The organism is Streptomyces sp. NPDC059092 (assembly GCF_042756365.1).
In the GTDB taxonomy this organism is placed as follows: domain Bacteria; phylum Actinomycetota; class Actinomycetes; order Streptomycetales; family Streptomycetaceae; genus Streptomyces.
Genome location: NZ_JBHZEJ010000073.1, coordinates 26,712 through 45,319 on the forward strand (window position 1 = coordinate 26,712; position 18,608 = coordinate 45,319).

Below are 18,608 nucleotides of genomic sequence, written 5' to 3' on the forward strand. Positions count from 1 at the left end.
CGAGAATTCGGGTGCGCATGGAACCGACCCTCCCTCCGGCGCGCCCCGGCTGTCAAGTGGGTGGGACGGGAGTCTCATTATTTGAGCGGACCGACGGCCGGGGGATCCGGTCGGAGACGGGCTGCCGTGGACGCCGTACGGGCAGCGCGCCGCCGGTGCCCGCGAGGACGGGCAGGGCGTTGGTGCCCGGCATGGGGTACGAACCGGCCACCAGTGCGCGGCGCAGCCGGTACTCGTCGAGCGGCCCGGAGAAGGCCATGCCCTGGCCGTGGGTGCACCCCATGGCGCGCAGCGCGGTCACCTGCTCGGGGAGGTCCACCCCCTCGGCGACGGACTGCAGGCCCAGGTCGCAGGCGATCCGCAGCAGTCCTGCGGTGATCTTGTGCAGCCGGCCGGACTCCACGACGCCCTCGACCAGACCGCGGTCCAGTTTCAGCACGTCGACGGGGAGGCGGCGCAGGGCGTTCATCGCCGCGTATCCGCTGCCGAAGCCGTCGAGCGCGATCCGTACGCCGAGCCGGCGCAGCGCGACGAGCCGGTGTTCCAGTTCGTCCAGGGAGGCGCGCGGGTCGTTGTCGGACAGCTCGATCATGAGGGCGCCTGAGGGCAGCCCATGGCGGATCAGCAGGGCTTCGACGGAGCTGAGCGGCAGGGACTTGTCGAGCAGCCTGCGGGCCGGGATCCGTACGGAGACGGGCGCGGAGTAGCCCATCCCGGCGCGGTCGGCGGCCTGTTTGACGGCCTCTTCGAGGAGCCAGCGGCCCAGCTCCGAGGTGCGGTCCCCGTCGTCGGAGCCGCGCAGGAACTCGGCCGGGGTGAAGAGGATGCCCTGGGCGGAGCGCCAGCGGGCCTGGGCGGCGACGGCGGAGACCCGGCCCGAGGTGAGGTGGACCACGGGCTGGTGGAGCAGGGTGAACTCGCCGTCGTGCAGCGCGGTGCGCAGTCTGGCCGCCAGCTCGGTCCTGCGGACCACGTCGGCCTGCATCTGGGGCGCGTACATCTCGACGCGGTTCTTGCCGCCCGCCTTGGCGCGGTACATGGCGAGGTCCGCGTTGCGCATGAGGTCGGTGGGGGTTATGCCGGGCTCGGCGAAGGCGACGCCGATGGAGGCGGCGACCCGGACGTCGTTGCCGTCGATCTTGTAGGGCTGGGAGAGCTTGAGGCGCAGCCGGTCGGCGATCTCGTGGACCTGGTACTCGCGGGCGGCCTGGTCACCGGAGCCGTCGCCGAGGACGATGGCGGCGAACTCGTCGCCGCCGAGCCTGGCCGCGGTGTCGCCCGCCCTGACGGAGTCCTGGAGCCGGTGGGCGGCGAGGATCAGGAGTTCGTCCCCCACCTGATGCCCCAGGCGGTCGTTGACGCCCTTGAAGCCGTCGAGGTCGATGAAGAGCACCGCTGTGCCGGGATCGGTCGTACGGCGGCCGGAGAGGGCCTGCCTGACCCGCTGGGTGAACAGCGCCCGGTTGGGCAGGTCGGTGAGCGGGTCGTGCTCGGCGTTGTGCTGGAGCTGCGCCTGGAGGCGGACCCGTTCGGTGACGTCCCGGCTGTTGAAGATCAGTCCGCCCTGGTGGCGGTTGACGGTGGACTCCACGTTGAGCCAGTCGCCGGTCCCTGAGCGGAAGCGGCACTCGATGCGGGTCGTGGGCTCCTCGGTGGGAGGGGTGGCCAGGAAGCGGCGCACTTCGTGGACGACCCGGCCGAGGTCGTCGGGGTGGATGATCGAGGCGAGTTCGGCGCCGACGAGATCCTCGGCCTCGCGTCCGTAGACGCCGGTGGCGGCGGGGCTGACGTAGCGGAGTATCCCGGAGGGCGCGGCGATCATGATGACGTCGCTGGATCCCTGGACCAGGGAGCGGAAGTGGCTCTCCTTGTGGGCCAGTTCATGGGTGAGGGCGATGTTGTCGACGAGCATGATGCCCTGCCGTACCACCAGGGCGAGCACGACCGTGCAGCCGGTGAGGACGACCACCCGGTCGACCTTGCGGTCCTCGGTGACGTTGTACAGGATCCCCAGCGTGCACACGGCCGCGGCGAGATACGGCGTGAGCGCGGCCAGGGAGCCCGCGATCGGCGTGGAGTGCCGGGTGTGGCGGTCCTCGCGGGACGGGGCGGGGGCGCTGGGCTCGGGGACGCGCCGGACGCCCCAGGGCGCGTACGCGAGGAGCAGCGACCCGGCGAACCAGCCCGCGTCCAGGAGCTGTCCCGAGCGGTAGGTCTCGCGCAGCAGCGGCGAGGTGAACAGGGCGTCGCACAGCACCGTCAGGGCGAGCGCGGCGATCGCGGTGTTGACCGCGGAGCGGCTGCCCGCGGCCTTACGGAAGTGCAGGGCGAGCACCATGCTGACGAGGACGATGTCCAGCAGCGGATAGGCGAGCGAGAGCGCGGCCTGGGTGACGCTCTCGCCCTGGAACTGCGCGGTGCGGGCGAGGGCGAGGCTCCAGGAGAGCGTGAGCAGCGAGCCGCCGATCAGCCAGGAGTCCAGCGCGAGACAGACCCAGCCGGCCCTGCTGACCGGCCGCTTGGCGAGAACGAGCAGGCCCACGATGGCGGGTGGCGCGAAGCAGAGGAAGAAGAGATCCGCGAGGCAGGGGCTGGGCACGGGCTCTTCGAGGACGACCTCGTACCACCCCCAGACCGCGTTGCCGGCGGAGGCCATCGCGGAGGAGAAGGAGAAGAGCAGCCACGCGGGCCGGAAGCGGCTGGTGTGGCCGCGTGCGTAGAAGAAGCAGGAGACCGCGGCGATCAGCGCGGCGAGACTCAGTCCGAAGTCGCCCATGATCAGGGCGAGCTTCTCCGATCCCCAGCCCAGCGCCGCGCCGGCGGCGTAACCGGCGCAGATCAGGGCGAGGAGGAGCTGGGCTACCAGCCCCTTGCTTCCGCCGGAGACCTGGCGCGCGCTCACGAACACGCCCTCGGCGCTCACCGGACGGCCCCGGCAGACGTCACCGTCACCGCCGGCGGGCGCGGGTCGCGCGCCGGAGTGTCCGGAGGTCGCCGTCGCCGACACCCTTGCCGCGTCGGATCGTTCGTCCATTGGCCGTACATAGCCCGTCGCCCCCCTCGGATTCCTGTCACTCCGCTGCGCCGCCCCACACGCGGCACAGCCCCCAGATCGGGACGATACACCAGACTCGTCACTCAGGGCCATAGTTCTTCTACTCTCCGTGACGACCAGCGGAGTTGTTCGGTATCGAGGGTGTCCGGACAGGTGCGGAGCGTGGTTTCGGGGGGCTCGCGCGGCGGCGCGTACGGTGCCGCCGGCGGGCTCCGTGGACAGGTCGGGACGGCGCCGGGGGCGGCGGCGCGGACACGAGCGCGGACGCGAGCGCGGGCGGTGGCCCTGGCGGCGGGCCGAGGGGCGGGTCAGGCGGCGGGTGATCCGGTCGGTCCTTCCGTCGTGAGGACGACGTTCCGCAACTCCTCCCCGGCGGCGAACCGGGTGAGCTGGCCGGCCAGCAGGCGCTTGGCGCGCGGCAGGAAGGCCGAGGTGGGTCCGCCGACGTGGGGGCTGATGAGGACACCCGGAGCATGCCAGAGGGGATGCCCCGCGGGCAGCGGTTCCGGGTCGGTCACGTCGAGGGCGGCTTCGATCCGGCCACTCTCCAGCTCCGCGAGGAGCGCCTTGGTGTCGACGACGGCGCCGCGCGCGACGTTCACCAGCAGGGCGCCGTCCTTCATCCGGGCCAGAAACTCGGCTCCCACCAGGCCTTTCGTCCCTTCGGTGAGCGGCGTGGAGAGAATCACGACATCGGCGTCGGGAAGCAGCGCGGGCAGTTCGGTGAAGGCGTGCACCGCCCCGCGCTCGGTGGTGCGTGCGGAGCGCGCGACGCGTACCACCCGCGCGCACTCGAACGGAGTGAGCCGGTCCTCGATGGCTGCGCCGATCGAGCCGTAGCCGACGATCAGCACGGACCGGTCGGCGAGCGCCGGGCGGAAACCGGAGCGCCACTCCTCGCGGTCCTGGCCCCGTACGTAGCCGGGAACGCCGCGCAGGGAGGCGAGGGTGAGGGTGAGGGCGAGTTCGGCCGTGCTGGCCTCGTGGACGCCCTTGGCGTTGCACAGCCGTACCCCGGCGGGCAGCGCGCCGAGGCCGGGCGCCACGTGGTCGATGCCGGCGGAGAGCGTCTGGACGACGCGTACGGAGGTCATCGCGGCGAGCGGCCGTATCGAGACCTCCGGGGGCCGCATGTACGGCACGACGTAGAAGGCGCAGTCGGCGGGGTCGGCGGGGAACGCGTCCTCGCCGTCCCACCGGAGGTACCGGAGCCCCTCGGGGAGTCCTTCGATCTCGTCGGCCGGAATCGGGAGCCACACGTCAGGAGTCATGGTCAGGAGGCTATGCGACGCCCCCGGGCCGGGACCGGCGTACGGGGCGGAGAAGATCTTCGGACGGGTCCTGGAGGCCGGACCCGGGCAGGTGGATGGGGTTAGCTGGAAGGTGGCACGAGGAGGGGTACGGCGTTGGAGCGCAGGACAATCGGTGCGGCGGCGCTCGAAGTGGGTGCGGTCGGGCTCGGCTGCATGCCGATGCACTGGGCCTACACCACCTCCCAGCAGCACGGCGAGCGTTCGGTGCGCACGGTGCACGCGGCGCTGGACGCCGGGACGAGTCTGCTCGACACCGCCGACATGTACGGCCCGTTCACCAATGAGCTGCTGCTGGGCCGGGTGCTCGGGCAGCGGCGTTCGGACGCGTTCGTCTCCACCAAGTGCGGGCTGCTCGTGGGCGATCAGCACATCGTGGCCAACGGTCATCCGAAGTATGTGCGGCGGGCCTGTGACGCCTCGCTGCGGCGGCTCCGGACCGATGTGATCGATCTCTACCAGCTCCACCGCGCCGATCCGGAGATACCCGTCGAGGAGACCTGGGGGGCGATGGCCGAGCTGGTGGGCGCGGGGAAGGTACGGGCGCTGGGGCTGTGCGCGGTGGGCGCGCGGGCGGCCGGTGCGGGGGCGCGGGTGTCGCGGCGTGGCCCCGGCGAGGATCTGCACGCGGAAACGATTCGTCAGTTGGAGCGCGTGCAGCAGGTGTTCCCGGTGAGCGCGGTGGAGGCGGAGCTGTCGGTGTGGTCTCCGGAGGCGCTGGAACGGCTGCTGCCGTGGTGCCAGGCGCGCGGCATCGGCTTCCTGGCGGCGATGCCGCTGGGCAACGGTTTTCTGACGGGCACGCTCACCCCGGGGCAGGGGTTCGAGCCTGACGACCTCCGGGCCAGGCATCCGCGGTTCACGGCGGAGATGATGGCCGCGAACCAGCCGCTGGTGGTGGGGCTGCGGCGGGTGGCGCGGCGGTACGGGGCGACGCCGGCGCAGGTGGCGCTGGCGTGGGTGCTGGGGCGGGGGCGGCAGGTGGTGCCGGTGCCGGGGACGAAGCGGGAGCCGTGGGCGGTGGAGAACGCGCGGGCGGCGGAGCTGGAGCTGACGGCGCGGGACGTGGCCGAGATCGCGGCGCTGCCGCCGGTACTGGCCTCCTGGGAGTAGGCCGGATCCGGCGGACGCGCCAGGCGCCCCTCGGCCTGGATCCACCACATTGGTCCACGCGTTGGGGAACCTTCGCGGGGCACGCGGTGTAAGAACAGGTAGAGCCGCAGCCTTCGAAGGGACCGGGACCGTGAAGCGTTCAGCAGGGACGGCCGTGGGGGCCGCCGCCGCCCTTCTCCTGGCGACGGGATGCTCCTCCGACGAGGGGGTGGGCCCGGCGTTCGAGCGCGGCCCCTCGTCGTCGGCCGCCTCCGCGTCGGCGTCGGCGTCACGGGAGGCGGCGCCCGCCGAGTCCCCCGCGCCCGCGAAAGGTTCGGTGAAGGTGGTGTCGACGCTCACCGAGGGGCTCGCGTCGCCGTGGGGCCTCGCGGCCCTGCCGGACGGCGATCTGCTGGTCTCCTCGCGTGACGAGGGGACGATCACCCGGGTCGACGCCGAGACGGGCGAGAAGACCGTGATGGGTTCGGTGCCAGGGGTCGCCCCGGCGGGCGAGGGCGGTCTGCTGGGGATCGCGGTCTCCCCCGCGTACGCCTCGGACCAGTTGGTCTACGCGTACTTCACCACGGCAGGGGACAACCGCATCGCCCGGATGTTCCACGACACGAAGAAGCCCGCGGGGCAGCAGCTGGGCGCCCCCGACACGGTGCTGCGGGGCATCCCCAAGGGCACCGTCCACAACGGCGGCCGGATCGCCTTCGGACCGGACAAGATGCTCTACGCGGGCACCGGCGAGACGGGGGACACGGGGCTCGCCCAGGACAAGGAGTCGCTGGCCGGGAAGATCCTGCGGATGACGCCGGACGGCCAACCGGTGCACGGGAATCCGGAGCCTGATTCGCTGGTCTATTCGCTGGGGCACCGCAATGTGCAGGGCCTGGCCTGGGATTCCGGGAAGCGGCTGTGGGCCGCCGAATTCGGACAGAACACCTGGGACGAACTGAACCTGATCGAGCCCGGGAAGAATTACGGCTGGCCGGTCGCCGAAGGGAAGGCCGGAAAGGCCGGCTATGTGGACCCGGTGGAACAGTGGCGTACGGGTGAGGCGTCGCCCAGCGGTATCGCGTACGCGCGGGGCTCGATCTGGATGGCGGGGCTGCGCGGTGAGCGGCTCTGGCGGATTCCGCTGGCGGGGCGGGAATCCTCGGCCGATCCCCAGGCGTTCCTGGAGGGGGAGTACGGCCGTCTGCGTACGGTCCTCGCCGCCGGTGGAAACCGGGTGTGGCTCGTGACCAGCGAGACCGACACCCGGGGCACGCCAGGGCCGGGGGACGACCGGATCCTTCTGCTGGAGGTTTCGTAGTTCCGTAGCAATGCGTATCACGAGGGTGGGCATGCCGTGTTCAACATGATCGAGGAGATTTTCGCCCCGGGCCGCAAACACACGCACGAGGAGCAGAAACGGCTGGAACTGAGCAGGGTGGATGTCGACGACAACGACCCTGGTCAGGGGCCCATAGACCTCTCTTCGGGAAAAGTCACGATACGGGTTCCGACCGATACCGCGGAATCCGCCGATGCGACCGGATCGACCGGATCGACCGACCGCGAGGAAGCGGCGAAGCCCGAGGATTCCGGGGGTTCTGAGGATTCCGGGAAGCCCGGGGAATAGCCGCCGGTGTTCGGGCCGGCGTCCTCAGGCCGCGAGGTCCGGGAAGAGGCGCAGCCGGTGGGCGAGCGCCGCGGCTTCGGTCCGGCCCGAGACTCCCAGTTTCGCCAGGATGTTGGAGACATGGACGCTGGCGGTCTTCGGGGAGATGTACAGCTCCTCCGCGATCCTGCGGTTGCTGTGCCCCGCCGAGACCAGCCGCAGGACGTCCTGCTCGCGGCGGGTGAGCCCCAGCTCGCGCAGCGGATCGGCCGTGGCCTCCTGGCTCCTTCCGCCGCGCCGGGGCCCCGGTACCCGGCCTGAGGCCCGCCCCGTACCGCCCGCGGAGGCCGCGCCGAGGGCGATCCTGGCCCGTCCGGCGAGCAGGGTGATCTCCTCGGCCAGCGGGCGCGCGCCGAGCTCCGCCGCGGTGGTGTGCGCCAGGTCGAGCAGGGCCGCCGGGTCCGTACGGCCGGCGCCCGAGCCGAGCAGCGCCGCCGCCCAGCGCAGCCGGGTGAGCGCCAGCTCGTAGGGGCGCTCCACATCGCTGAAGGCCTGCACCGCGCGCGCCCAGAGTTTCGGCCCGTCCCGGCCTTCCGCGCGCGCCAGTTCGGCCTCCAGCATGAGCCCGTACGCCGCCCAGACGGGGACGAGTGTCGGCAGCCGCCTGGCGTGGGTGCGGACCGTCGCCAGTACCTCCGCGCGGCCCGCCTCGGCGCCGGGCAGGCCCCTGGCGTCCGCCTCGATCGCCGCGGCCGTGCAGAGCAGCGGCAGCGCGTACCGGTGGGTGCCGATCGGGAAGCCGCCCGTGGCCATCCGCTCGAACTCGGCGCGTGCCTCGGCCAGCGCGCCGCGCCGGGCCGCTATGACCATCGTCAGCCGGACCGGGGTGATGATGTGCTGCGGCTGGAGGTCATGGGTGCCCATGAAGCCACGATTCAGCTCCACCTGGCGCTCCGCCTCGTCGAAGGCCCCTCTGAGGAGGGCGAGTTCCCCGCGGCGTACGGCGAGCAGGGCGCGCGCCTTGTTGGACCGCGCCAGCTCCACGGTCTCGTCGAGGACCGTGTCCGCCTCCGCCCAGCGGCCCAGGGAGAAGAGGGACTGGGCCAGATTCGTACGGACCCACGCCTCGGTGTCGGTGAGTCCGCGCTGGTGGCTGAAGGCCACGCCGTCGCGGGCGGTCGTCACCGCCTCCTCCGAGCGGCCCATGCTCTCCAGGGTGGACGGCAGGTTGTTGCTGGCGCGGCCGAGGATGCCGACGGCGCCCAGCTCGGCGGCCCGGTCGCGCGCCGCGTAGATCTCGGCGATGCCTTCCTCGACGCCGCCCGCGTCGGCGGTGAGCCAGCCCCGGGTGAGCCGGGCGTGCAGTTCGGTGCGTTCGGCGCCGACCAGCCGGGCGTACTCCACGGCCCTGTCGGCGGCGGCCAGGCTCTCGGGTCCCGGCCGGTGCAGGGCGCCCCAGGACGCGACGTTGGCGAGGACCTCCGCGTGCACGGCGGAGGGCTGGAGTCCGCGCACCAGCTCCTGGGCGTTGGCCAGTTCGCTCCAGCCGTCGCCCCGGGTGAGGTCCTGGACGAGCCGGGAGCGCTGGATCCAGAACCAGGCGGCGCGCAGCGGGTCCTTCCCCTCCGACTCGCCCTCCAGGAGACGCATGGCCTTCTTGGCTATCGCCAGGGCGCGTTCGCGCTCGCCGCCGGCGCGCGCGGCGACCGTCGCCTCGGCCATCAGGTCGAGGTAACGCGGGGGTGACGACTCGGCGGGGCCCCCGCAGGGCGGGTACACCTCTATGTCGTCCGGCGGGCGCAGAGTCGCGCGTACCTCCTTCGGGGCGTCGTCCCACAGCTCCATGGCCCTTTCGAGCAGGCGCAGTTGCTCGGCGTGCGCGTACCGCTCGCGGGCCTCCACGGAGGCGAGGAGGACGGCGGGCAGCGCCTTCGCCGGGTCGTGGGCGTGGTACCAGTGGCTGGCGAGGCGGGTCGTCCGCTCATCGGCCCTGACGAGCGAGGGGCCGGCCTCCAGCACCTCCGCGTACCTGCGGTTGAGCCGGGAGCGCTCGCCGGGCAGCAGGTCGTCGCTGACGGCCTCGCGGACGAGGGAGTGGCGGAAGCGGTACCCGTCCCCGTCCGCCGTCGGCAGCAGGATGTTGGCGCCGACGGCGGCCCGCAGCGCCTCGATCAGGTCGTCCTCGGGGAGCCCGGCGACGGCCAGCAGCAGCCGGTACTCGACGGTGGTGCCGCCCTCGGCGACGATCCTGGCGACCCGCTGGGCGTCCTCGGGCAGCGCCTCGACCCGTACGAGCAGCAGATCGCGCAGGGAGTCGCTGAGCCCGGTGCGGCAGCCCGAACCGATGGAGCAGGCCAGCTCCTCCACGAAGAACGCGTTCCCGTCCGAGCGTTCGAAGATCTGTTCCAGCAGGTCGGGGCCCGGTTCGGTGGCGAGGATGCCGGTGAGCTGGCCGCGCACCTCGGCGCGGTTGAAGCGGGAGAGTTCGATACGGCGGACGGAGCGCAGCCGGTCCAGCTCGGCGAGGAGCGGGCGCAGCGGATGGCGGCGGTGCAGGTCGTCGGCGCGGTAGGTGCCGATCACGACGAGCCGGCCGCGGCGCAGGGAGCGGAAGAGATAGGCGAGGAGATGGCGGGTGGAGGTGTCCGCCCAGTGCAGGTCCTCCAGGATGAGCACGATCGTACGGTCGGCGGCCAGCCGCTCCAGCAGGCGTGCGGTCAGCTCGAAGAGCCGGGCGGTGCCGTCCTCGCCCAGCGCGTCCCGGTCGGAGTGGCCCAGCTCGGGGAGGATCCTGGCCAGCTCGTCCTGCTGCCCTTCGGCCGCGGCCATCAGCTCGTCGGGCAGTCGGCGGCGCAGGGAGCGCAGGGCGGCGGAGAAGGGCGCGAACGGCAGTCCGTCCGCGCCGATCTCGACGCATCCGCCGATCGCGACGACGGCCTTCTCGTCGCAGGCCGCCCGGTGCAGCTCCTCGATGAGGCGGGTCTTGCCGACGCCGGCCTCACCGCCCACGAGCACGGCCTGGGGCTCGCCCGCGGTGGCGCGGGCGAGCGCTGACGTGAGCGCGGTGAACTCGGCCGACCTGCCGACGAACACCGGACTGAGCGACCTGGTCTCCACATCGCTGAGCATCGCACAGCCCTCTGACATCACGGCACTTGTTATCGGACGGGGGCGGTGGGGCCGACCGTCACTCCAGGGCGGCGGCCGGACAGGGATCGGGCCGGGGTCAGGCGGCGCGGTCGAACCGGCCGCGGAGTTGACTCACCCGCCCCTCCGGGGCGTTCCTGGCGGTTCGCCGGGCCCAGCGACGGGCCGCGCCGGCCTCCCGGACGAGCCGCTGGTGCTCGGCCCTGCGGATCAGTTCGGCGGCGTGGATCTTCTGGAGTTCGTACTCGAACATCGGGGGCTCCCTGGAGCGAAGGCGGTGGGGCGTCTGGTGATGCCTCTACCTTCGTCTCCCAGGGGGCGGGGCCGCATCGGGAGAGTGCCGCATCTTGACGGGCCCCGGGGCCTTAGAAAGCGGGGCCGGACATACGTACGGCCTAAGGCCCCGGCGGCGTAAGCCGCTCAGACCTTAGACCGGGTGGGGGGGACGTGGGGGGGGAAGCGGCCTCAGGCGCCGGTGGCAGGAAGCGCGGCGAAGAGGTCGAAGTACATGGCCATGGAGATCAGCAGCCCCAGGAAGCCGAGTACGGCACCGGCGAGCGCGAAGGGCCGTACCCAGCCGTCGCGCTGAGGCAGCGTCAGCACGATCACGCCGAGGAGCAGGGCCACGAGGGCGACCCCGCCGTTGACGGCGGCCGTGACGTGCCAGGCGTCGCCGTAGATCGCGGAGATCTGCTGCTCGGCGGTGGCGGACTGGCCGGTCTTGAGCTGTCCTACGAGGCCCTGGCGCTCGGCGAGGACCTTGCTGGTCCAGGTGCCGGTGAGGGCGACGATCCCGAGGCAGACGGCGACGACGGCCGCCGCGGCGGCGCCGAGGCCGGACGACGCCGCGGGGGCGCCCTCAAGGAGGTCGAGCTCGTCGTCCTCGCCGGCCGCCTCGTCCTCGTCGAGGCCGGCGGCCGGGGCGGTGTCCTTGGCTGTGGCGTCCGTGGTGGCGCCAGCAATGTCGGACGTGTCGCCGGGGGTCTCGGTCTTCTTCAGATCGGCCTGGGACTCGGCCGCCTTGGTGGTGGGGGCCTCGGCCGTCTCCGGCTCGGGGGTCTGGGTCTCGGGGGTGGACTTCATACGTCGCACGCTAGGGGCCAGTTCTGAGAACTTCCTGAGAACGCGGAAATTCACTCCCGGGGGCAGCCGTATCGTGATCAGCGGTTGATCAGCTCGGCGTACCGGGCCGTGCGCGCCACTCCGGGGCGAGGACGGCCCATACCTCCGTGTCGTGGCGTACTCCCCGGTACGGGTAGTTCTGGCGCAGCACCCCGTCCCGGGTCATCCCGAGCCGACGGGCGACCCGGATGCTGGCCGCGTTCTCCGACGAGACGAGCCATTCGACGCGGTGCATCCCGCGCTCCTCGACCGCCCAGTCGATCAGGACGGCGGCGGCGCGCGTGACCAGGCCGCGCCCCGTCGCCGCGGGCTCCAGCCAGCAGCCGACCTCGCAGTTGCCCGCGGACGCGTCGAAGACGCGGAAGAGGACCCCGCCGACGAGGGTGGGGCCGCGCCAGATCCCGTAGACGCGCCCTGTGTCGGCGGCCTGTTTCCGCGCGTACGAGGTGAGGAGCGCCCGCGCGGACTCCAGGTCCGTGACGGCCCGGGCGAGCTGGATGTGCTCGTCCACCAAGTCCCTGGCGCGGTCCATGTGGGCCAGGAACTCCTCCGCCTGCCAGCTCTCCAGCGGGCGCAGGTGGGCGTCGTCGCCCAGCGGTACAGCGAACATGGTGATCCCCCCTGCGGTGCGTGTCGTGCGGTTCACCGGACGAGTGGCGTGTGCTCGTGCTCGCGCTCGTGCGGCACGGGGATCTTCGCACGTTCGCGGCACTCCGGCGCCTCGATGCTGATGCGCGGGAGCCAGCGGTCCACGGTGCGCGGCAGCCACCAGTTGGCGCCGCCGAGCAGATGCATCAGGGCGGGGACCAGGAGCGTACGGAGTACGAAGGCGTCCAGCGCGACCGCGGTGGCCAGGGCGATGCCGAACATGGCGATGACGCGGTCGCCGCTCAGCACGAAGGCGAGGAAGACCGAGATCATGATGACGGCCGCCGAGTTGATCACCCGGCCGGTCTCGGAGAGCCCCACCCGCACGGCCCGCGCGTTGTCGCCGGTCTCCAGCCACTCCTCGTACATCCGGCTGACCAGGAAGACCTGGTAGTCCATGGAGAGCCCGAAGAGCACCGAGACCATGATCACGGGCAGGAAGGGTTCGATGGGCCCCGCGCTGCCGAGCCCCAGCAGCTCACTCCCCCATCCCCACTGGAAGATCGCGACGACGACCCCGAAGGACGAGGCGACGGCGGCCACGTTCATCAGCGCGGCCTTGAGGGGGATGCCCACGGAGCGGAACGCCAGCAGCAGGAGCAGACAGCCCAGGGTGATGACCACCCCGACGAAGAGGGGGAGCTTGCCGACGATGATGTCCGCGAAGTCGTCGTAGCTCGCGGTGACGCCGCCGACGTACACCGCCAGGGAGGTGCCGGCCGCCGCCGTGGGCAGGACGTCGTCGCGGAGCCGGTCGACCAGGTCGCTGGTGTGCCGCGACTGCGGCGACGACTCCGGTACGACGGTGAGCAGCGCGGTGTCGCCGCTTCCGTTGAAGGCGATGGGGCCGACCGAGGCGACGCCCTCGGTGGTGCGGAGTGCGTCGGGGAGCTGGTCCATGGCGAGCCGGTCGGCGGCGCTGTCGAGGTGCGCGACCAGCGTCAGCGGACCGTTGACGCCGGGCCCGAATCCTTCGGCGAGCCGGTCGTACGCCTTGCGGGTGGTGGCCGTGGCGGGGTTGTTGCCCTGGTCGGAGGTGCCGAGGTGGAGCGCGAAGGTGGGCAGCGCGAGGATCAGCATCACCACGGTCGCCACGGCGCCCAGCAGCTTGGGGTGGCGTTCGACGAAGAGGGACCAGCGGACGGCGAAGCCGGTGGGGAGGTCCGGCCGCGGCCCGTGGGCGGCGAGCCGGGCGCGCTGGCGCCGGCTCAGCGCGCGCGTGCCGATGAAGGAGAGCAGGGCGGGCAGCAGGGTCACGGACGCGGCGACGGTCAGGACGACCGTCAGCGAGGCGGCGATCGCGACCCCGTTGAGGAAGCTGAGGCGCAGGATCAGCATGCCGAGGAGGGCGATGCAGACGGTGGCGCCGGCGAAGACGACGGCCCGGCCGGTGGTGGCGACGGCGCTCACCGCGGCCTCGGGAACGGTCAGTCCGCGCTGAAGGCCCTTACGGTGCCGTACGACGATGAACAGCGCGTAGTCGATCCCGACACCGAGCCCGATGAGCAGACCGAGCATGGGCGCGAAGTCGGCGACCGTCATGGCGTGGCCGAGCAGGACGATGCCCGCGTACGCGGTGCCGACGGAGACCAGCGCGGTCGCGATGGGCAGCAGGCCGGCGGCGAGCGAGCCGAAGGCGAGGAAGAGCACGACGGCCGCCACGGCCACGCCGACGATCTCGGCGGTGTGCGCGGAGGTGGCCTCGGTGAGGGCGACGGCGCTGCCGCCCAGCTCGACCTCAAGGCCCTTGTGCGCCCCTTCCACGGACGTCCCTTCCACGGAGGTCGCGGTGTCCACCAGCGCCCGTGCCTGGGACTGCGGGATCTCGTCGGCCTGCCGGTCGAAGGTGATCCGCGCGTAGGCGGTACGGCCGTCCCCGCTGATCTGCTCGGCGCCCTCGGCCGCGTACGGGCTCACGACGGAGGAGACACCGGGCAGCTCGGCGACCTGGCCCAGCATCTCCCCGGTCCGCACCTCGACGGCGGCGTCGCGGACGGAGCCGCGCTCCGTGTGCCAGACGATGGTGTTGCTGTCCCCGCCGAGCCCGGGGAAGGCCGTGCCGAGAAGCTGGGTGGCCCGGCCGGACTCGGTGCCGGGGACCTCGTAGTCGTTGGAGTACGAGGTCCCCATCACGCCCGCGGCGGCCGAGGCGCCGCCGAGCGCGAGCAGCCAGAGGAGGACGGCGAGAAGCCGGTGGGTGACGCACCATCGCGCGAGGGCTGCCAAAGGACTGCTCCCTGAGTGGTTCATGGATCTTTACCGGGAACGGCCCCTGAGGGTGCCCGCAAAGAACGCGTGACCTACGGAGAGCTACTCTCGCAGCCGAAAGAGATCCTTAGTGATCCTTTGTCCGATTGGTGGCCTTACTCACAGTAATGGTTCTCGTGACCGCGCGGGGGGTGTCACCCCGCCGTCAACCCGCGACGCTCGCCCGTCCGTTCTCGATATGGCCCATGAGACGGCGGCGGAACGGGGTGCCCGAGCCGTCGGTGGTGACCTCGATGTCGTACCAGCCGTGCGCGTCGGCCGCCGAGTGCACGACGCCCCTGCTGCGGCCCGGCTTCACGGTGATCCGGCGCGTCCAGCCGTCCAGATCGGCCTCGTCGACGTATCCGAGGGGCCGCACGGTGAAGGTGACGGGCCGCGTGCCCCGGTTGGTCAGGGTGAGGTGCAGATCGCGGTCGTGGTGGTCGACGGACGAGGCGACCTCGGCCCCGGCCTCGGCGACCGGACCGGCGAACTCGCGGCGGAAGCCGTTCGGCCCGGTGATCGTGAAACGGTAGGCGTCACGCTCCGTACGGCTCCCGCCGGTAAGGGGCACCGTCCATTGCGCCCTGCCCCTTACAACGCGGTGCTGTGGGATCGCGAACTCGCCGGCGTACGGGTAGAGCGCGAAGTGGGCACCGGCCGGGCCCGTGTTGCTGAGCGCGACCGTGAACGTCCGCCCGTCCGCGCCGACCCGCCCGTGCGCGTCCGGCTGGTACGGCAACGGCCTGGCGGGGCGCGCGCCCTTCTCCTGTACGGGCATCCGCTGCTCGGCCGGGGGCAGCGGCTGCCAGCGGCCGGTGAACGGCGGGATCGCCCCCGGCTGCTCCACCTCGGGCAGCACGCGGCCACGCCGGAAGTCGAACGCCGAGGTCAGGTCGCCGGTGGCGGCGCGCCGCCAGGGGGTGATATTGGGCTCAGCGACCCCCGTCCACCGCTCCAGGAAGCGGATCACCGAAGTGTGGTCGAAGACCTGCGAGCAGACGTAGCCGCCCACGGTCCAGGGCGAGACGACCAGCAGCGGAACCCGGATACCGAGCCCGGTGGGGCGGCCCTGCCAGCGCTCGTCGGGGTCGTCCACCGGCGGCACCGGCGGCGGCACATGGTCGAAGAAGCCGTCGTTCTCGTCGTAGTTGATCAGTACGACGGTCTGCCGCCAGACGTCCGGATGCGCGCCGAGCGCGTCCAGCACCTGGTAGACGAGCGAGGCGCTGGCCACCGGCGACGAGGAGCCGGGGTGCTCGGAGTCGATCGCGGAGGGCACCAGGTACGACACCTCCGGCAGCGTCCCGGCCGCCACGTCGGCGCGGAACGCCGCGGCGAGCGTCCCGGTCTCGACGCGGCGCAGCCCGCGCTCGAAGAGCGACCGCTCGGGGGCGGTGAGCCCGGCGACACCCTCCTCCAGGGCGGCGAGCAGCCGCGCGCGCTCGGTGGCGTCGTCGGTGGCGCGTACGGCGGCGTAGAACGCCTCCATGTAGGTGAAGCCCGCGGCGCCGCGCTGTCCTGGCAGTGCGCGGGCCCGGGTGAGCGCCTTACGGGCCACTTCCTTGAACGTGGTGAAGAACTCGATGTTGTTGTCGGTGAAGTTCTCCCACTCGGTGTACGTGCGCCAGCTCCGGCCCGCCTTCTCCAGCCGCTCGGCGTAGGTCGGCCACGGGTAGCCGGGGTGGGTGCCCTCGTCGTACGCGTCGTTGCCGACGGCGCGCCGCCCGTCGGCCTCGAAGCCGGTCCAGCCGCTCCAGAGGTGGTTGCGGTTGGGGCTCGTGGAGGTGTGGACGGACGAGTGGTAGGCGTCGCAGATGGTGAACGTGTCGGCCAGCTCGTAGTGGAGCGGGATGTCGCGCCGGTCGTAGTGGGCCATGGTGGCGGCCGTCTTGGCGGAGACCCAGCCGTCCATCCAGCCGTTGTTCCAGGCCGCGGCGCCGCCGTCCCAGGAGTGGTCGAGGGCGCCGATGTACTGGAGGTCCTTGCGCTGTGTCGCGGCGGCGTCCCGTACGGAGAACGGCAGGACGGTGCCGCCCGACGGGGCCGGCTGCGCGAACACGGGCTTCCCTGAGGGCAGCTCGACGGCGTTGCGGTCGCCGAAGCCCCGTACGCCGCGCAGGGCGCCGAAGTAGTGGTCGAAGGACCGGTTCTCCTGCATGAGCACGACCACGTGCTTGATCGCGTGCAGCCCGCCGGGCGCGGGTCCTGCGGCGAGCGCCGCCTGGAGGGACGGCGGCAGTACCGACCCGACCGCCGCGGCGCCGACGGCGCCCGAGCCGAGGGCGAGCACTCTTCTGCGCGACATCTCTCCGCGCGACATCTCCGGTGACATGTCCCGGACGTTAGTGAGAGTGGGTGGCAGCGGGAAGACCCCGGCGCGTCCATGAGGTGAACGTCCTCAGGGCGCGGCCCGCCGCCAGGCCCTCAACGCCCGCCCACCGCCTCACGGTCCACTGCGCCCGCTGCTCCCCGCCCGTTACCGACCGCCCCGCCGACGGCGCGCGCTACTCCCCGTCCTCTTCGTCCCCGTACGGCCAGACCAGCAGGACCGGGCACGCCGCGTGGTCGACCACGAAGCGCGTCGCGCGGCCGAGGCTGTGCGGCCCGGGTCGGGCGCGGTCGCCGTCGCGCGCGCAGACCAGCAGATCGGCGCCGGCCGCCGCCCGTACCACCTCGTGCTCCACCTGGCCGTGGTGTTCGAGGAGTTCGCAGGGCCGGCCGAACCGGTGCGCGGCGGCTTCCAGCAGATCGGCCCCCGCCGTACCGGAGAGGGCTTCGAGCCGGAGGCCGGGGTCGCGGTCCGGGCGGTGGCCCCGGCCGAGGAGCCCCGCGTAGGCGTGGTGCGCCGCCGCGGCGATCTCGTCGTCGCCGACGTGGAGCAGCACCACGGCGTCGTGCGGGGCGCGTTCGCGGGCCGCGTCGACGCAGGCGGTCCAATTGGACTCGGTGACCCAGACGAGCGTGGTCCGCGGCGTGGCGTCCGCCTGCGGACCGGTCGCGGGGAGGGCGTGCGGCACGGCGGTCAGCCTCCGATCAGTCGCAGAGAGCCCCACAGTGCCACGGTCGAGACGGCCAGCGTGGCAGGCACGGTGAGCAGTCCGAGCCGGGTGAAGTGACCGATCTTCGGCTCGGCGTCGTGCTCGTGGAGGATGCGCCGCCACAGCAGCGTGGCGAGCGATCCGACGTAGGTCAGGTTCGGGCCCAGATTGACCCCGATCAGGGCGGCGAGGACGGGCCCGGGGCCGGCCGGGGCGAGGACCGGCAGCAGCGCCAGGATGGCCGGGAGGTTGTTGATCGCGTTGGCCAGTACGGCGGCGATCGCGGCGATGGCCAGCAGCGAGAGCAGGGAGGAGCCGCCGGGCAGCAGCCAGGAGATCCCGGTGTCCAGGCCGTTGTCGACGACCGCCTTGACGACGACGCCGAGCGCGAGGACGAAGAGGCAGAACAGCGGGGACGCGGCGCGCAGCAGCTTGGCGGGGGTCGTACGCCGCTGCCGCAGGGCGCGGACGGCGAGTACGGCCGTACCGGCGACGGCCGCCCACAGCGGTTCGATCCCGGCGAACGAGGTGACGGCGAACCCGGCCAGCGTCAGCCCCAGCACGACCAGGGTGAAGACCGGCACGTCGCGCCGCTCGTCGGTCTTCGGGGGGTGCGCCCCGGCGGCCAGGTCGGCGGCGAAGAAGCGGCGGAAGACGACGTACTCGACGGCGATCGCGCCCAGCCACGGCAGGGCCATCAGCGCGGCGAACCGGGTGAAGGAGAGCCCGCTCGCGGTGAACGCCAGCAGATTGGTCAGGTTGGAGACCGGCAGCAGCAGGGACGCGGAGTTCGCGAGGTGCGTACAGGCGTAGACGTGCGGCCGGGGCCGGGCGCCGACCCGCGCGGCGGTCGCGAAGACCACCGGCGTGAGCAGCACGACGGTGGCGTCCAGGCTGAGTACGGCGGTGATGACGGCGGCGACGGCGAACACCCCGCCGAGCAGCGCCCGCGGCCTGCCGCCGCACAGCCGCGCCACCAGATCGCCCGCGGCGGTGAACAGCCCCTCCTCGTCGCAGAGCTGGGAGAGGACGAGCACGGCCGCGAGGAAGACGACCACGGGCAGCAGGGTGTGCGTCTGCTCCCACGCCTCCCCCGGCGAGACCGCCCCGAGGACGACGACCAGCAGGGCCGCGGGGACGGCGGCGACGGCCTCGGGCAGGCCGCGCGGGCGCGCGACGGCGAACGCCAGCACGGCGAGCAGCAGGGCGACGGAGACGATCTCGGCGGCGACGGTGTTCACAGGATCTGATCAGCCTCGTGATCGTGGTGGTTCGAAACGGCCTGGGCACGAAGGTACGGCGTACGAGGCCGCCGACGCCGTACGAAGCCACTGGGG

The 18,608-nt window shown here is 72.5% G+C and carries 13 protein-coding genes; 3 read left to right on the forward strand and 10 right to left on the reverse strand.

All coding sequences use genetic code 11. From position 1 onward, the window contains the following. Positions 1-52: 52 nt before the first annotated feature. Together ACFXPL_RS30930 and ACFXPL_RS30935 are read right to left on the reverse strand one after the other, a co-directional pair. Positions 53-2,923 (reverse strand): putative bifunctional diguanylate cyclase/phosphodiesterase, encoded by a 2,871-nt coding sequence (locus ACFXPL_RS30930; protein WP_384925839.1) that lies wholly within the window; start codon positions 2,921-2,923, stop codon positions 53-55. A gap of 440 nt (positions 2,924-3,363) precedes the next feature. Then, on the reverse strand, positions 3,364-4,326 hold the full coding sequence (locus ACFXPL_RS30935; RefSeq protein ID WP_384925815.1) for a 2-hydroxyacid dehydrogenase: 963 nt from the start codon (positions 4,324-4,326) through the stop codon (positions 3,364-3,366). Positions 4,327-4,461: 135 nt separating this feature from the next. Between ACFXPL_RS30935 and ACFXPL_RS30940 the strand changes: the two genes are divergently transcribed. From ACFXPL_RS30940 to ACFXPL_RS30950, 3 genes are all read left to right on the forward strand, one after another. Further along, positions 4,462-5,478: an aldo/keto reductase gene (locus ACFXPL_RS30940; RefSeq protein WP_384925817.1), complete on the forward strand. Its 1,017-nt coding sequence runs from the start codon at positions 4,462-4,464 to the stop codon at positions 5,476-5,478. 130 nt (positions 5,479-5,608) lie between these two features. Further along, complete coding sequence (locus ACFXPL_RS30945; RefSeq protein WP_384925819.1) at positions 5,609-6,778, forward strand: PQQ-dependent sugar dehydrogenase; 1,170 nt, start codon at positions 5,609-5,611, stop codon at positions 6,776-6,778. Between the two features lie 45 nt (positions 6,779-6,823). Next, the gene (locus ACFXPL_RS30950; RefSeq protein WP_384925841.1) at positions 6,824-7,087 is read left to right on the forward strand and encodes a DUF6191 domain-containing protein; all 264 of its coding nucleotides are present in this window, start codon (positions 6,824-6,826) and stop codon (positions 7,085-7,087) included. A 24-nt stretch (positions 7,088-7,111) separates the two neighbouring features. On the opposite strand, the gene ACFXPL_RS30955 is transcribed toward ACFXPL_RS30950, so the two are convergent. From ACFXPL_RS30955 to ACFXPL_RS30990, 8 genes are all read right to left on the reverse strand, one after another. Next, positions 7,112-10,213, reverse strand: a complete 3,102-nt coding sequence (locus ACFXPL_RS30955) for an AAA family ATPase (protein WP_384925821.1) — start codon at positions 10,211-10,213, stop codon at positions 7,112-7,114. Between the two features lie 79 nt (positions 10,214-10,292). Continuing rightward, positions 10,293-10,466, reverse strand: a complete 174-nt coding sequence (locus tag ACFXPL_RS30960; RefSeq protein WP_384925823.1) for a hypothetical protein — start codon at positions 10,464-10,466, stop codon at positions 10,293-10,295. 212 nt (positions 10,467-10,678) lie between these two features. Then, positions 10,679-11,296 (reverse strand): hypothetical protein, encoded by a 618-nt coding sequence (locus tag ACFXPL_RS30965; RefSeq protein WP_384925825.1) that lies wholly within the window; start codon positions 11,294-11,296, stop codon positions 10,679-10,681. 88 nt (positions 11,297-11,384) lie between these two features. Further along, on the reverse strand, positions 11,385-11,945 hold the full coding sequence (locus ACFXPL_RS30970; protein ID WP_384925827.1) for a GNAT family N-acetyltransferase: 561 nt from the start codon (positions 11,943-11,945) through the stop codon (positions 11,385-11,387). A gap of 32 nt (positions 11,946-11,977) precedes the next feature. Further along, positions 11,978-14,209 (reverse strand): MMPL family transporter, encoded by a 2,232-nt coding sequence (locus ACFXPL_RS30975; protein ID WP_384925829.1) that lies wholly within the window; start codon positions 14,207-14,209, stop codon positions 11,978-11,980. 187 nt (positions 14,210-14,396) lie between these two features. Then, positions 14,397-16,565 carry a phosphocholine-specific phospholipase C gene (locus tag ACFXPL_RS30980; RefSeq protein WP_384925831.1) on the reverse strand — a complete coding sequence of 723 codons (2,169 nt, stop codon included), beginning with the start codon at positions 16,563-16,565 and terminating at the stop codon, positions 14,397-14,399. Positions 16,566-16,737: 172 nt separating this feature from the next. Continuing rightward, the gene (locus ACFXPL_RS30985; RefSeq protein ID WP_384925833.1) at positions 16,738-17,250 is read right to left on the reverse strand and encodes a universal stress protein; all 513 of its coding nucleotides are present in this window, start codon (positions 17,248-17,250) and stop codon (positions 16,738-16,740) included. A 5-nt stretch (positions 17,251-17,255) separates the two neighbouring features. After that, the gene (locus ACFXPL_RS30990) at positions 17,256-18,512 is read right to left on the reverse strand and encodes an SLC13 family permease (RefSeq protein WP_384925835.1); all 1,257 of its coding nucleotides are present in this window, start codon (positions 18,510-18,512) and stop codon (positions 17,256-17,258) included. Between the last annotated feature and the right edge of the window lie 96 nt (positions 18,513-18,608).

What these genes read in the sequence shown, in the direction of transcription:
- ACFXPL_RS30935 (WP_384925815.1), bottom strand. Translation starts at nt 4,326, where the DNA reads ATGACTCCTGACGTGTGGCTCCCGATTCCGGCCGACGAGATCGAAGGA.
- ACFXPL_RS30950 (WP_384925841.1), top strand. Translation starts at nt 6,824, where the DNA reads ATGATCGAGGAGATTTTCGCCCCGGGCCGCAAACACACGCACGAGGAG.
- ACFXPL_RS30955 (WP_384925821.1), bottom strand. Translation starts at nt 10,213, where the DNA reads ATGTCAGAGGGCTGTGCGATGCTCAGCGATGTGGAGACCAGGTCGCTC.
- ACFXPL_RS30960 (WP_384925823.1), bottom strand. Translation starts at nt 10,466, where the DNA reads ATGTTCGAGTACGAACTCCAGAAGATCCACGCCGCCGAACTGATCCGC.
- ACFXPL_RS30965 (WP_384925825.1), bottom strand. Translation starts at nt 11,296, where the DNA reads ATGAAGTCCACCCCCGAGACCCAGACCCCCGAGCCGGAGACGGCCGAG.
- ACFXPL_RS30970 (WP_384925827.1), bottom strand. Translation starts at nt 11,945, where the DNA reads ATGTTCGCTGTACCGCTGGGCGACGACGCCCACCTGCGCCCGCTGGAG.
- ACFXPL_RS30980 (WP_384925831.1), bottom strand. Translation starts at nt 16,565, where the DNA reads ATGTCACCGGAGATGTCGCGCGGAGAGATGTCGCGCAGAAGAGTGCTC.